This is a genomic window from Pseudomonas syringae group sp. J309-1, from assembly GCF_032582135.1.
Taxonomy (GTDB): domain Bacteria; phylum Pseudomonadota; class Gammaproteobacteria; order Pseudomonadales; family Pseudomonadaceae; genus Aquipseudomonas; species Aquipseudomonas quasicaspiana.
This window is the reverse complement of the sequence record NZ_JAWHNU010000050.1, coordinates 1-14,226: the sequence shown is the minus strand read 5'-3', so window position 1 is coordinate 14,226 and position 14,226 is coordinate 1. Positions and strand designations below refer to the sequence as shown.

General features: G+C 57.0%; 14 protein-coding genes. 7 read left to right on the top strand and 7 right to left on the bottom strand.

Going from position 1 to position 14,226, the window contains the following annotated elements; translation table 11 throughout:
- Positions 1–62: 62 nt before the first annotated feature.
- Positions 63–1,199 (bottom strand): FMNH2-dependent alkanesulfonate monooxygenase, encoded by a 1,137-nt coding sequence (ssuD, locus tag RX972_RS22290; protein WP_231667530.1) that lies wholly within the window; start codon positions 1,197–1,199, stop codon positions 63–65.
- 248 nt (positions 1,200–1,447) lie between these two features.
- On the opposite strand from ssuD, the gene RX972_RS22285 reads away from it, so the two are divergent.
- From RX972_RS22285 to ligD, 4 genes are all read left to right on the top strand, one after another.
- On the top strand, positions 1,448–1,771 hold the full coding sequence (locus tag RX972_RS22285) for a type II toxin-antitoxin system HigB family toxin (protein ID WP_122705022.1): 324 nt from the start codon (positions 1,448–1,450) through the stop codon (positions 1,769–1,771).
- Complete coding sequence (locus RX972_RS22280) at positions 1,768–2,250, top strand: type II toxin-antitoxin system HigA family antitoxin (protein WP_122705020.1); 483 nt, start codon at positions 1,768–1,770, stop codon at positions 2,248–2,250. The genes RX972_RS22285 and RX972_RS22280 overlap by 4 nt, the downstream gene beginning before the upstream one ends.
- A 133-nt stretch (positions 2,251–2,383) precedes the next feature.
- Positions 2,384–3,286: a Ku protein gene (locus RX972_RS22275; RefSeq protein ID WP_027899379.1), complete on the top strand. Its 903-nt coding sequence runs from the start codon at positions 2,384–2,386 to the stop codon at positions 3,284–3,286.
- 32 nt (positions 3,287–3,318) lie between these two features.
- Positions 3,319–5,922, top strand: a complete 2,604-nt coding sequence (ligD, locus tag RX972_RS22270; protein ID WP_316878541.1) for a DNA ligase D — start codon at positions 3,319–3,321, stop codon at positions 5,920–5,922.
- A gap of 172 nt (positions 5,923–6,094) precedes the next feature.
- Here ligD and RX972_RS22265 read toward each other — a convergent pair whose 3' ends face one another.
- Entirely contained in the window at positions 6,095–6,391 is a 297-nt protein-coding gene (locus RX972_RS22265; protein WP_231667532.1) for a hypothetical protein, read from the bottom strand.
- 155 nt (positions 6,392–6,546) lie between these two features.
- Between RX972_RS22265 and RX972_RS22260 the strand changes: the two genes are divergently transcribed.
- Positions 6,547–7,530, top strand: a complete 984-nt coding sequence (locus RX972_RS22260) for an aldo/keto reductase (protein WP_099269844.1) — start codon at positions 6,547–6,549, stop codon at positions 7,528–7,530.
- Between the two features lie 127 nt (positions 7,531–7,657).
- Here RX972_RS22260 and RX972_RS22255 read toward each other — a convergent pair whose 3' ends face one another.
- From RX972_RS22255 to RX972_RS22240, 4 genes are all read right to left on the bottom strand, one after another.
- Positions 7,658–8,971 carry an MFS transporter gene (locus RX972_RS22255; RefSeq protein WP_027900727.1) on the bottom strand — a complete coding sequence of 438 codons (1,314 nt, stop codon included), beginning with the start codon at positions 8,969–8,971 and terminating at the stop codon, positions 7,658–7,660.
- A gap of 277 nt (positions 8,972–9,248) precedes the next feature.
- Entirely contained in the window at positions 9,249–9,881 is a 633-nt protein-coding gene (locus RX972_RS22250; RefSeq protein ID WP_316878536.1) for an N-carbamoylsarcosine amidohydrolase, read from the bottom strand.
- A gap of 40 nt (positions 9,882–9,921) precedes the next feature.
- Positions 9,922–10,740 (bottom strand): alpha/beta fold hydrolase, encoded by an 819-nt coding sequence (locus RX972_RS22245; RefSeq protein WP_027900729.1) that lies wholly within the window; start codon positions 10,738–10,740, stop codon positions 9,922–9,924.
- Complete coding sequence (locus RX972_RS22240; RefSeq protein WP_122805569.1) at positions 10,737–11,885, bottom strand: FAD-dependent monooxygenase; 1,149 nt, start codon at positions 11,883–11,885, stop codon at positions 10,737–10,739. The genes RX972_RS22245 and RX972_RS22240 overlap by 4 nt, the downstream gene beginning before the upstream one ends.
- A gap of 357 nt (positions 11,886–12,242) precedes the next feature.
- Here RX972_RS22240 and RX972_RS22235 point away from each other — a divergent pair, with 357 nt between their 5' ends.
- Positions 12,243–13,295 (top strand): 2,5-dihydroxypyridine 5,6-dioxygenase, encoded by a 1,053-nt coding sequence (locus tag RX972_RS22235; RefSeq protein ID WP_255886568.1) that lies wholly within the window; start codon positions 12,243–12,245, stop codon positions 13,293–13,295.
- Between the two features lie 192 nt (positions 13,296–13,487).
- Positions 13,488–13,943: a MarR family winged helix-turn-helix transcriptional regulator gene (locus RX972_RS22230; protein ID WP_316878530.1), complete on the top strand. Its 456-nt coding sequence runs from the start codon at positions 13,488–13,490 to the stop codon at positions 13,941–13,943.
- 31 nt (positions 13,944–13,974) lie between these two features.
- Here the strand turns inward: RX972_RS22230 and RX972_RS22225 are convergent.
- A partial coding sequence (locus RX972_RS22225; protein ID WP_316878527.1) for a transposase occupies positions 13,975–14,226 on the bottom strand: 252 nt, incomplete at its 5' end.

Genomic DNA, 14,226 nt, shown 5'->3' with positions numbered 1-14,226 from the left:
GGATCGCGTTTACCCGGCTGGCGACGCTATCCGAAAGCGCGATGTCAGTTCTCGTTAACTGCCTATTTCTGCGGCGGTAAATCGTTGGCAATCATTTCCCCGAACGGTCCGGTCAGGTTGGTGATTCCACGTCCGGCCAGGCTGCGATACGGCTCGGGCAGCAACGGGAAAACCAGTTCGGCAAAACGGTAGGCTTCTTCCAGATGCGGGTAGCCGGAGAAGATGAAGCTCTCGATTCCCAGATCGGCGTATTCCTTGATGCGTTCGGCGACTTCCTGCGGATTACCGACCAAAGCAGTACCCGCGCCACCCCGAACCAGGCCCACGCCTGCCCACAGGTTTGGAGCGATTTCCAGGTTGTCCCGACGGCCATCGTGCAAGGCTGCCATGCGGCGCTGGCCTTCGGAGTCAAAGCGCGAGAAGGATTTCTGTGCAGCCGCGATCGTTTCGTCGCTGATGTGCTCGATCAGCGTGCTGGCCGCTTTCCATGCTTCTTCACTGGTTTCGCGGACGATAACGTGCAGGCGAATACCGAATTTCACCGTGCGACCTTTACGTGCTGCGCGCTCGCGGACATCGGCGAGTTTTTCAGCGACAGCGGCTGGCGGTTCGCCCCAGGTCAGGTAAACATCCACTTGATCTGCAGCCAGTTCATGGGCGGCTTCGGACGAGCCCCCGAAGTACAACGGCGGATAAGGTTTCTGAATCGGCGGATACAGCGCCTTGGCGTTTTGTACGCGCAGATGCTTGCCTTCGAAATCCACGGCTTCGCCTTGCAAAACACGACGCCAGATCTGCAGGAATTCATCGCTGACTTCGTAGCGTTCGCTGTGATCGAGGAAGCTGCCGTCACCGCGGTTTTCGTCCGGATCACCGCCGGTTACCACGTTGATCAGCAGGCGGCCGCCAGACAAACGATCCAGGGTTGCCGCCATACGCGCCGAGACAGTCGGTGAAATGATCCCCGGACGAATCGCCACCAGATACTTCAGCTTTTCAGTCAGCGGCACCAGCGCAGAAGCGATCACCCAAGAGTCTTCACAGGAGCGCCCGGTCGGGATCAGCACGCCGTAGTAGCCCAGATCGTCCGCTGCCTGAGCCACCTGCTTGAGGTAGTTCAAGGTCACCGGACGAGCACCTTTGGTGGTACCCAGAAAATGGCCGTCGCCGTGAGTCGGAAGAAACCAGAAAACATCCATGACAAAACCCTTGAGCCGCACGCGGCGCTGATGTGTTGGATGGCTGTTGCTCAGCCAGCAGTAGGTGGCTAGTTATAAATGCAAGGATTTATTCCTCAAAAGAACGGATATCCATATTTTTATATCTTTATCGAATATGAGCTTTCTTGGCACGCAGCGTCCATTTTTTAAGGGGGCAAACCAAACGAGCAGGTTGACAGTTTGGCAACGAATATCTAAGGTTGCCAAAAATTCAACCGGGATGATGGATGAGGGTTTTCAAGAAGATTGCGTTTGATGACGCTTCAAGGCGGTATCCCAATGATGCTGCGAACCTTGATGCCACCTATCGCTTGCTGTGCAGGTCAATAGCCGAGACTTCCAGCGAACTCAAAAGTACATTCAATACGCTGGATCGCTTCACCCACAGAAACGGCTGGTACGTGATCGATATCGGCGGCAACAATTTGCGTTTGATTGCCGCTATTGAATTCAGCAAGCAACTTGTTTTCGTGAAGCACATCTACACCCATGCCGAATACACCAAGGCCAACAAGTGGTACCAAAAGCAGAAGACGGGGATCCGACCATGAGTCCTGCATCAGCTGAACGAACCGTAGATAAAACAGCCATTCGCGAATTGGCACAGCGTATGGAAACACTTCGCCTGGACATGGATCGTCTGGGCGCGCACTTCATGCATCACATTGATTCGCCCGAGGACTATCAACAGGCGTTGAAGGTTATCGATGAACTCACCGATGGTCAGGAACTGACATCTGTCGAAAGCAATTTACTCGAGATTCTTTGTGACACCGTTGAGCGTTATGAAAGCAAAGCGCCGCAGTTTTCAGCGTTTAATGCGCGTATAGCCGGGTTGACGGAAGTGGACCTGCTCAAGGCATTGATGCTGCAAAACCAGTTAACCGGTGCAGATCTTCCGGAAATTGGTGATAAAAGCGTGGTGTCGCGCATTCTCAGCGGCCAGCGTCGTTTGACCATCGAGATGGTCGCCCGGCTTGCAGCGCGGTTCCACGTCGATCCCGGAGCATTCGTGCCCCGCGTCGGGTAAGGTCATAGCTGAATGCGTTGAAGAAACCCGCTGAGGCGGGTTTTTTCGTGCTTCACAACACCCCGTCACTCCCCTCGAAACTTTTGTCCCATCGCCCCGGTCACTCTAAACACCTCATAAAGGGAATCAGGCGATGGCAAGGGCAATCTGGAAGGGCGCGATCAGTTTCGGGCTGGTGCATATCCCCGTCGCGCTGGTTTCGGCGACCTCTTCACAGGGGGTGGATTTTGACTGGCTGGACAAGCGCAGCATGGATCCGGTGGGCTACAAGCGCATCAACAAGGTCACCGGCAAAGAGATGACCAAGGAGAACATCGTCAAGGGCGTGCAATACGAGAAGGGCCGCTACGTGGTCCTCAGCGAAGAAGAGATTCGCGCCGCCCACCCCAAGTCGACCCAGACCATTGAAATTTTCGGTTTCGTCGCGGGTGATCAGATTCCGCTGCAAAACATCGAGACACCTTACTACCTTGCCCCCGACAAACGGGGTGAAAAGGTTTATGCATTGCTGCGCGAAACCCTCGTGCAAACCAAAAAAGTCGCGCTCGCCAATGTGGTCCTGCATACCCGCCAGCATCTGGCTGCAGTGATGCCGCTGGAATCAGCCATGGTCCTGGTTTTACTGCGCTGGCCGTCGGAAGTGCGTGGTCTGGACACTCTGGAACTGACCGATGCGGTGACCGACGTGAAGCTCAATAAAAGCGAGCTGGCCATGGCCAAGCGGCTGGTGGAAGACATGAGCGCCGACTGGACGCCGGAGGACTACCGCGACACGTTCCAGGATCAAATCATGGGGCTGGTGGAAACCAAGGCCCGGGAAGGCAAGCTCGAAAGTGTCGAAACCGAGCCTGAAGACACTGATCGCAAAAGCGCTGATGTCATCGACCTTACCGAATTGCTTAAACGCAGCCTTGCGGGTAAAGGGTCGGTCAGCAAAAAACCGGCAAAACCTGCCGCCAAAAAAGCCGAGCCTGCAGAAAAGGCCCCGGCCAAACGTCGTACACCACCTCGCAAGAAAACCACCAAGGCATCTTGAGGAGTATTGCCTGACGTCGCAGAGGATCATCCATGGCCAAGCAGCCCAGCGAATACGCACGCAAACGTAATTTTGATATCACCAGTGAACCTGCCGAGGCACCGGTCAATGCTAAAAAAGGTAAATCGGCTCACGCCCTGAGTTTCGTGATTCACAAGCACGATGCGCGCAACCTGCACTACGATTTTCGACTGGAGCTGGATGGCGCCCTGAAAAGCTGGGCGGTGCCTAAAGGGCCGAGCCTTGACCCGACCCATAAACGTCTGGCGGTCCACGTTGAGGACCACCCGCTGGGTTACGGCAGCTTCGAAGGCAGTATTCCTGAAGGTCAGTACGGTGCCGGTGACGTGATCGTCTGGGATCGCGGAATCTGGCAGCCCCATGGTGATCCGCAGCAAACCTACAAAGACGGCAAGCTCAAGTTCACCCTGGTCGGGGAGAAACTCACCGGTGAGTGGGCGCTGGTCCGCACTCGCCTTAAAGGCAGTAGCGACAAGCAACAGTGGTTGCTGATCAAAGAGAAAGACGAGATTGCCAGGCCCGGCGCTGAGTACGACATAGTGGCCGATCAGCCGCAAAGCGTGATCAGCGGCAAGCTGGTGGGCAAACCGGTGGCGAGTAAAAAAGCGGCCCCGGCTGAAGCGACGACGTCTAAAACCAAAGCTGCCAATGCCAAAACTGCAAAGACTAAACCTGCAAAGGCCAGCAAGGCCGCGAGCGTCGTGCCTGAAACGCTCGCCCCGCAACTCGCCACGCTGGTGGATGCGCCACCCGCCGGCGACTGGCTTTACGAAATCAAGTTCGACGGTTACCGGATCATGACCCGGATTCTTGACGGGGAGGTGCGGCTGTTCAGTCGTAATGGCAATGACTGGACCGACCGTCTACCGTTGCAGGCCAAAGCGCTGCAGTCGTTGGGGCCCAAAGACAGTTGGCTCGACGGCGAAATGGTCATGCTCAACGACGAAGGCTTGCCGGATTTTCAGGCTCTGCAAAATGCTTTTGAGGTCGGGCGCAGTAAAGACGTGGTGTATTTCCTTTTCGATGCCCCCTTCATTGAAGGGCAGGATCTGCGGGAAACCCCGGTGGAGGAGCGCCGCGCTGCGTTGAAAAAGCTGCTCGGCAAAAGCCGTAGCAAGCTGTTGCGCTTTTCGGATGCATTCATGTCCCGTCCTAAAGACATTGTCGAGAGCGCAAGCGCCATGGGGCTGGAGGGCGTTATTGGCAAGCGGGCGGGCAGTCTATATCTGAGCAAACGCAACCCGGACTGGATCAAGCTCAAATGCCGCTTGCGCCAGGAGTTCGTCATTGTCGGCTTTACCCAGCCACAAGGTTCCCGCAGCGGCTTTGGTGCATTGTTGCTGGCGGTAAACGGAGACGATGAGGACTCGGGGCTGGTGTATGCCGGTCGAGTCGGCACGGGCTTTTCCGAGCGGACACTCAAACAGATAAGCGAACGCCTGAAAAAGCTGGAGCGCGAATCCTCCCCGCTGGCAAAAAAACTCACCAGTGCTCAAGGGCGTGGCGTTCACTGGATTGAGCCTGAACTGGTCTGTGAGGCGGAGTTTGCTGAATGGACGCGGGAAGGGATTATCCGGCAGGCCGCGTTCATCGCGCTGCGCAGTGACAAGCCTGCCAGTGAGGTCTTTCATGAGTATCCGCAGGCGGCAAAAAAACTCAAAAAGCCATCTCGATCCAAACCCGCAGAGGCTGACAAACCCTCGGTTGTGAGCAAAGGCCGGGTAGTGATTGCCGATGTGAATATCAGCCACCCAGAGCGGGTGATCGATACAGAAAGTGGCGCGCAGAAAGCCGAGCTCGCGCATTACTACGAAGAGATTGCCGACTGGATCCTGCCGTATCTGAAAAGTCGTCCGGTATCCTTGTTGCGCTGCCCGGAAGGTGTCGCGGGAGAGCAGTTTTTCCAGAAGCATTCTGAAAAGCTCGCCATTCCCAACATCAAGCAACTTGAGCCTGAACTGGACCCGGGACATGCACGCCTGATGGAAATCGATACCGTACAAGCACTGGTGGGCGCTGCGCAAATGGGCACTATCGAATTGCACACCTGGGGCGCGACCAGTGATCGCATCGAAACCCCTGACCACTTCGTGCTCGACCTTGACCCTGACGACGCGCTGCCGTGGCGTAGCATGATCGAAGCCACGCAAATGACCCTGGCAGTGCTGGATGAGTTAGGCCTGCAGGCGTTTATCAAGACCAGTGGCGGCAAGGGCATGCACATTATCGTGCCATTACAGCGTCAGGCAGACTGGGAAACAGTGAAAGCATTCGCCAAGGCCATCGCTGAATTCATTGCCAGGCAATTGCCGGAGCGCTTTACCGCGACCATGGGGCCGAAAAACAGGGTCGGGAAAATCTTCATTGATTACCTGCGCAATAGCCGGGGCGCGAGCACCGTGACCGCCTATTCGGCGCGCGCCAGGCCTGGATTGCCGGTTTCGGTCCCCGTGGCCCGCGAGGAGCTGGAAGGCTTGAAGTCAGCGCAGCAATGGAACATCGGCAACCTGCAACAGCGCTTGCGCAAGCTCAAGGCCGATCCGTGGAAGGGCTATGCCAATCGTCAGCGGATTACCAAAAAGATGTGGAAGCAGTTGGGCGTTGAAGGGCGGTGAGTTTTTTATTTTTAATTATTGTTCCCTTTTAATATCAATAATTTGGATAAAAATAGATTTGAAACGCGTTTCTATGTGGGAGCTGGGCTTGCCCGCGATTGGGTTTACAGATTATCGCGGGCAAGCCCAGCTCCCACATAGAATCGCATTTCAATTGATCTACGCGATTCTGTTACCCGCGCGTATTCGCCTGCTCCGCCGGATAAAATTCACCCTCCATGCCCATGTTTTTCAGCAAATCCCGGACTGTGGCCTCAATGTCGAACACGGTTGGCTGATCCTCGGTGTCGCCCACTTTCACCCACAGGCGACTGCTGTTCTGGTCGTGAGTGCCTTCGCTGAGCATATCGTGGGTGAACACCTGTTCGGCGCGCCATAAACACAGTTCGGTGGATCCACTCAGCCAGATTTCATTGATTGTTCTAAGGTCAGTGGTAGCCAGCTGATCCGCAGTGATCATTTTGTCCATGGTCTTGTACCTGTCAGTGAGTCGATAAAGATCTGACGTGCCGCTGTCGCCCGTCGTTCAACCTTTCGAAACAGTTACTGCTGAACCGGTACTCGTCATTCGAGTCGATCACTCAAACGGTGCCAGGACAGGCATCAGCAAAAAAGGGGAACTCCATGACGCACCCTGTTGTTTTTACACGAAGAAAAATACTGACTCTGGCCGCTGGTGCTTCGGCGGTGTTCACTTTCGATTCGGCTGCTGCGCAGTCCAGTCCACCGTCGTTATCGTCACCAACGTCGCCAACGTCGCCCTCGACCCTGGATACAGGAGCAAACACCATGCTGACCCGAGCCATCCCGTCGAGCAACGAACCGCTGCCCATGGTCGGGCTGGGTACTTACCGCGGTTTTGATGTCGCTACTTCAAGTCCGGCCTACAAGAGTTTGGCCGCTGTGCTCGATGCGCTGTTTGAAAAAGGCGGGACGCTGATCGACAGCTCACCCATGTATGGTCGTGCCGAGCAGACCACCGGTGAACTGCTGTCGATACACAAACCCCGTTCTCCTGCATTTCTGGCCACCAAGGTCTGGACCCGCGGTCGTCAGGAGGGGATTCAGCAGATGGAGGAGTCTTTCAAACTGCTGCAGACTGACCGTATTGACCTGATGCAGATTCACAACCTGCTGGACTGGAAAACCCACTTGCCGACGTTGCGTAAATGGAAGGAAGAAGGGCGCATTCGTTATGTCGGCATCACCCATTACACGTCGTCGGCGTATGACGATGTGGAAGCGGTGCTCAAGGCTGAGCAGATGGATTTTTTGCAGATCAATTACGCGCTGGATGATCGTGCGGTCGAGAAGCGAATCCTGCCGCTGTGCAGGGAGAAGGGCGTAGCGGTGATCTGCAACCGGCCGTTTGGCGGTGGTGGCTTGCTAGGCCGGTTAAAGGGCAAGCCTTTGCCCGGCTGGGCTGCGCAAGTGGGTGTGACCAGTTGGGCGCAGCTGGCTCTGAAGTTCCTGCTGGCAAACCCGGCCGTAACGTGTGTCATCCCCGGCACTGGTAACCCGAAATACATGCTGGAAAATGCGGGCGCCGGTTTCGGCCCGATGCTGACCGGCGCGCAGCGTGAGCAATTGATTGATTTGGTGGGGTAGCGCAGTCGTTCAGCAAACGAATGACCGGTAGGAGCCAACTTGTTGGCGAGGCTTTATCTCTGTGTTCGCAGGTCTGGCGTCTCGCGAACAAGTTCGCTCCTACCGATATTTGGTGTGGCTCATGACCTCAGCGATTCACTAGCTTGGCTGGCAGCGCAATCACCAGAAAGCTGCTCAAAATCAGGCACCCGGCGAAGAACCACATGGCGCCAGCGCTGCTGCCGGTGATGTCGATGGCCATGCCCATCAGCGAGTTGCTGACCAGCCCGGCGATGTTCGCCAGTGAGCACGCCAGCGCAAAGCCTGTAGCGGCGGCGCGGCCTTTGAGGAAGGTAGCAGGCAAGCTGAAGAACACTGGCACCGCACCGATAATCGCTGCCGAAGCGATAGCAAACAGCGCCACCGTTGCCACCAGGTTGTGAGTGAAGAATGTGCTGCTTGCCATGGCCACCGAGCCGATCAGGAACGGCACGATGATGTGCCAGCGACGCTCGCGATGGCGGTCCGAACTGGCCCCGATCAGCAGCATGCCCAGCAATGCCGCGATACTTGGCAAAGCGGTCAAGACGCCAATGTGAAAGGTATCGACGACGCCAGCGTTGCGAATGAACGTCGGCATCCAGAAACCCATGGCATAGGCGCTGAGCAGGATCGAGAAGTCGATACCACCGAGCATCCACACTTTCAGATTGAAGAAGCCGTCGCGGAAGCTGTGCTTGCTGTCTTTGGCTTCGGCCTCGTCCAGACGCAGTTCGCTTTCCAGCAAGGTCTTTTCTTCGGCGTTCATCCATTTGGCTTCATTGTGGTTATTCGGCAATGCCCAGAACGTCAGGATGCCCAGCGCCACACTCGGGATCGCTTCAAGGATGAACAGCCACTGCCAGCCGCGCAATCCGGCCGTCTGATCAAAGTGACCCATGATCCAGCCGGACAGCGGACCGCCGATCACACTCGACAAGGGCAGGCCGATCATGAACAGGGCAATGATGCGTCCGCGTCGATACGTGGGGAACCACGTGGTCAGGTAAAACAGCACACCAGGCAGAAAACCGGCTTCAGCGGCACCCAGCAGAAAACGCAGAATGTAGAACTGCATGGGCGTAGTGACCAGCATGGTGCAGGCCGAGAGCAGACCCCATGTGATCATGATCCGGGCGATCCAGATCTTCGCCCCGACCTTTTCCAGCACCAGGTTGCTGGGCACTTCGAAGAGGATATAGCCGACGAAGAACAGCCCGGCACCCAGGCCAAACGCGGTTTCGCTGAAGTGCAGTTGATCGAGCATCTGCAGCTTGGCGAAGCCAATGTTGATCCGGTCCAGATAGGCAGCCAGATAGCAGAAGCACAGGAACGGAATCAGCTTCCAGGTGATCTTGCGGTACATCGCTTTGATGGGGTCAGCGATGTCAGTCGCCGTGGTATTCACATTCGCAGAGGGCATGGTGGTCTCCTGGCGGAACCTATCGTTTTTGTTTAGCCGCATGTATCAGGCACTTCGGCAGCGCTGGCATGCGGCTTCCAAAGGCAGTGTCAGAAGACTGGAAAGCGCTCTTGCGAAGCGTCTGCCCAGTGGGTTTGGCCAGTGTCGGCCTGACCAGCGCTCTATGGCCTGGTTCTTAACGGTTCATGAGTTTTCTGTAGGAGCTGCCGAAGGCTGCGAAAGGGTTTTCCTGATACTCCGCGATTCGCAGCCTTCGGCAGCTCCTACAGGTGATCCATTACTTCGAGAACTGCTTCATCGCCTCCACCTTGTTAACCACATCCCCATACTTGCTGTCGATGTCGAACAGGTTCGCTTCATGCGGAGCGGGGTGGCGGTCGCCAACACATTCGCGGACCACGATGGTTCGGAAACCGTGTTGAACCGCATCCACTGCCGTTGCCCGAATGCAGCCGCTGGTCGAGCAACCGGCCAGCACCACGGTGTCGATCCCTTGTGCGTGCAGCATCGATGCCAGACTGGTGCCGAAAAACGAACTGGCGTACTGCTTGCTGATCACCACCTCGTCGGCGTTGGGCAAAACCTCTTCACAGAACGCTGCCAGCGGGTTGCCTTCCACCATGTCTTTCATCACCGGTGCCTTCTTGACCCAGATACCGCCGTCAGCAAAATGCCCGGCATGGTAGCGGATATTGGTGTGCACCACCGGTATCCCGTTCTGTCTGGCACAGGCCAGCAATTCGACGCTCTCGGCCACGGCACTCACCACGCCCGTTGCATACAACGGCGCGCCCGGTTGGGTGTAGCCTTGCATGAAGTCGATCATCAACAAGGCTGGCTTGTTGCCAAAGCCAATACGCTGACCCCAGACGCCCTGATAGTTGGCATCGGCAGATTGTTGCTCGCTCATATCGTGCACTCCGTTTTCGGTTCCGCTCAAGGCTGCAGATTCAGGCGATGGTTTCACCGAGGAAGTCACCGAAGGCTGCAAAGAACCCTTCCAGATCATCCCAGGGGATCATGTGCCCGGCGTTCGCCACGTGAGCGATGCGCATGTCCGGTTGCAGTTCAAGGATTTCCGCTTCGTCTTCGGCCAGTATCACACCGCCACGGCCTGCGACGATCAGCAGTGCAGGCACCGGCAGCTTTGGCAGGTCCTGATGAAAATCGACCTCATGAAAGTCATTGAAGGCGCGGACGATCGCCGGTTCGTAACAGGTGTGCAGCCATTCGGCGCGCAGTTGCAGTTGCTCATCGGTCCAGGTCGCGCAAAACGCACGCATGGCCTCTGCGTCCATTCCCAGTTGCGCCTGACGAATCGAGTCCACGTACCACGGCAGTTTTGACGGATATTCGCGACGGCCCGGGCCTGAGACGGGTGGGTCAATCAACACCAGCTTTTGCAGGCCTTTAGGTTGGCGCACAGCGCTGCGGGCGATAAAACGTGCGCCCATGGAATGACCGACCAAATGATAGGCATCAAGATTCATGGCAGCAGCAAACGCCGAGATGTCATCGGCGCAGGTGTCGACGCTGTAATCAAGTTCCGGGCCCGTGGAGGAGAGCCCACGCCCTCGGGCGTCCAGCACGTAAGTGTCGAAATGCTGACCCAGCCGTTCAGCAACGAAGCCCCAGGTGATCGCCGGGCTGGTGATGCCTGGTATCAGAATCAGCGCGGGCTTGTTGCTGTGCGCCTGGCCGCCGTAGCGCAAGTAATGTTGACGGATACCGTTGGCCTGGACGTTGCCGCCGTGGATAAAAGTACTCACGCTGGCACCGCCGATTTCAGTTCGTGGCCATACAGGTCGTAACCAAACACCCAGGCCGGATCTTCCTGAGTGCGCAGCCAGGTATTGGCGTTGGAGACGGCTTGAACACGCGAAGCACGGTCCTTGCGGGCGGTTTCGTAGAGGTCGAACGCGGTGCTGTAATCGCTCAGGCCGGTGGCTTGCAGGCAACGGGTCAGCATAGCGGCGTCTTCAATGGCCATGCCTGCGCCCTGGGCCATGTGCGGCTTCATGGGGTGGCAGGCGTCGCCCAGCAGCACCATGCGCCCGCGACTCCAGATTGGCAGCGGATTGCGATTGAGCAGCGGCCACTTGGTCACCGTTTCGCTGGACTCAATCAACGCCTGCACGGTGGGGTGGTAACCGGCAAACGCTTCGTACATTTCCTCGCGGCTGCTGTCGATCCAGTTGCCCTCGAACTCCCACGCAGGATGCGGCACGCCGGTGACGTAGTAGTACTCATCGCGTTTGCCTGTGGTGTGGTAGACCATCATGTGCCGGTCGGCACTCCACCATTTCACGCAGTTCTCGAAATCCAGGTTGTACTTGCTCAGCACGTGGTTGGGAATCAGCGCCCGGTGAGCTACCCAGCCGCTGTACAGCGGTGCTTCCTGACCGAGCAACTCTTCGCGAATTTTCGAGTTGATGCCGTCGGCACCGATCACGATATCCGCCTCGGCGGTGGTGCCGTCGGTGAAGCTCAGGCGCACGCCATTGGCGGTTTCCTCCAGGGTGCTCAGACATTTGCTGAAGTGCACGCTGCCGGGCGCAATGCTCGACATCTGCAAGGCATGCAGGTCGCCGCGATGCACGGTGATGTAGGCCGCGCCGTATTCCTTGAGCGCGAATTCACCCAGCGGGATGCGTGACATGTAATCGCCGCTGGCACCGTCACGGCTGAACCAGAAGTCAGGGTGCGAGCCCATGTCGCTGAGCTGTTGTTCGATGCCCATGCGGCGAAAGATTTTCATGATGTTCGGGCCCATATGGATCCCGGCACCGATGCGCGAGAACTCGGGCGCCTGCTCGTAGATGTCGACTTTGAAACCCGCCTGCTGCAACAGCGTGGCGGCTGCCGCCCCACCCAGGCCTGCACCGACGATGGCTATCTTTTGCGTATCTGGCATGGGCTGTTTCCTTCGTAGCAGAGTCTTTGACGGTCGGGGGCGTTGTTCGTCCCGAGGTGTTTTTAAAGTGTATACGCTCTTTTTTTCTGATTGGAATAGCTTTGCCGAAAAAAATAATTCGCGGGTTATTTTTCGATGTCACCCAATGTAACCTTTGTTTTATTGGTTTGTGTGGCTGGGTAACAATATGGCGTGGCTATTGCAGACCGCTTCCGATTGATGTCTTATCGTAAATATAGGGTGTACACACTATAAAAATGCACTGACTTGTAGCGCTGCGCCTTTCTTTGGTGCGTGAGGGCGGCGAAAGCAGATACGAAACATCACAGCGTCGAGGCACGACGAAGGAGAAATGAAATGGCGGTAAGCGATTGCGAATTGACCCAGATGTTCGAGCACGTGCTGGCCTTGTCGAAGGTCGATGCGACCCAGAGCGTGGCGGTGCTCAAGAGCCATTATTCAAACCCCAGAACCGTGCGCGCTGCGATGGAGGCTGCCCAGCGTCTGGGCGCGAAGGTGTACGCCGTTGAACTGCCGTCGTTCAACCACCCCAAGGCCATGGGCAACGACATGACCGCTTATTGCGGCGACACCGCGCTGACCGGCAACCTCGCAGCGCAACGGGCGCTTGAGGCGGCGGATCTGGTGATCGACACCATGATGTTGCTGCACTCACCGGAACAGGAGCAGATCCTCAAGACCGGCACCCGGATTTTGCTCGCGGTAGAGCCCCCGGAAGTGTTGGCCCGCATGCTGCCGACCCTGGCCGACAAGGAGCGGGTCATGGCCGCTGAGCAGGTCCTCAAGGAGGCCCGTTCCATCCATGTGAAGTCCAAAGCGGGCAGCGATTTCCGCGCGCAGCTCGGACAGTATCCGTCCGTCACCGAGTATGGGTTTGCCGATGAGCCGGGGCGCTGGGATCACTGGCCCAGCGGCTTTCTGTTCTCATGGCCGAATGAGGAAACCGCCGAAGGCGTGCTGGTTATTGACGTCGGCGATATTCTGTTGCCGTTCAAGAATTACTCCCGGGAACAGATCATTCTGGAAATCGACAAGGGTTTTATTACCGAGATCAAGGGTGGTTTCGAGGCCGAATACCTGCGCGATTACATGAAGTATTTCAATGATCCCGAGGTGTACGGCATCTCCCACATTGGCTGGGGCCTGCAGCCCCGCGCGCAGTGGACTGCCATGGGCCTGCACGACAAGAACGACGGCATGTGCATGGATGCCCGGGCGTTCTACGGCAACTTCCTGTTCTCCACCGGCCCCAATACTGAAGTTGGCGGCACCCGCAAGACGCCGTGCCACATGGACATCCCGCTACGCCGTTGCGATATCTATCTGGATGACAAGGCCGTGGTGCTTGGCGGGGAAGTGGTTGCGCCAGAGGCTTCTTTGGCGCAATAAGTTCATGAGAAGCAGTTCCTCCTGTGGGAGCTGGGCTTGCCCGCGATAAGGACACTGAGGTTTGTCATGAGACCGTGTGGCCCTCATCGCGGGCAAGCCTCGCTCCCACATGAGCCTGCACTCTCTAAGATTTTCTAATTCCGCGTCCACAGGTTAACGTAACCCTCTTTTCCTCCTGCCCCGAGCCACGCCGTGCCCGATCCAACACCAGACACCCAGAACAATTACACCTTCTCCGAACAGGTCGGCCATTTGCTGCGCAAGGCCTATCAGCGGCATATGGCTATTTTTCAGCAGAACGTCGGCGACTCGCAGCTGACCGCTGTGCAGTTTGTCACCCTGTGCGCCGTGCGTGATCGCGGTCCCAGTTCCCTGACTGAACTGGTCAAGGCGACGGCGGTGGATCAGGCCACGATTCGCGGGATCGTCGAGCGACTGAAAGCGCGTGATCTGATTACCCTGCAGCCCGATCCCGAGGACCGTCGCAAAGTCATCGTTGGCCTGTCCGACAGCGGCCGGCAACTGGTCCAGGAAACCGTGCCTCACGCCGCGCAAATCACCGAGCTGACCATGAGGAACCTCAACCCAGCCGAGCGTGTGGCGGTGCTGTTTTTGCTGCGCAAGATGATTGGGGATGGGGAAGATTGATTGCGTGGACCTGTAGATACTCTGTTGCCGGTCAAGCTTTCACGAAGTGTTTTTCGCTGAATAGCTTGGCCGTATCAAAATCCTCTCCCGAGCGCATGCATGCCCAGAGTCCGGTCAGATACTTGCGCATCACGGCGCAGATCGCCTGCATTTTTCTCTTGCCGCGACTCACTAGCGCCTCGAAAAACGCCTTCACGTAAGGATCACAACGCACCGCTGTCATAGAGGGCATAAACATCGCAGACCTCAAATAGGCGTTCCCAGCCTTGCTCATACGACCAGG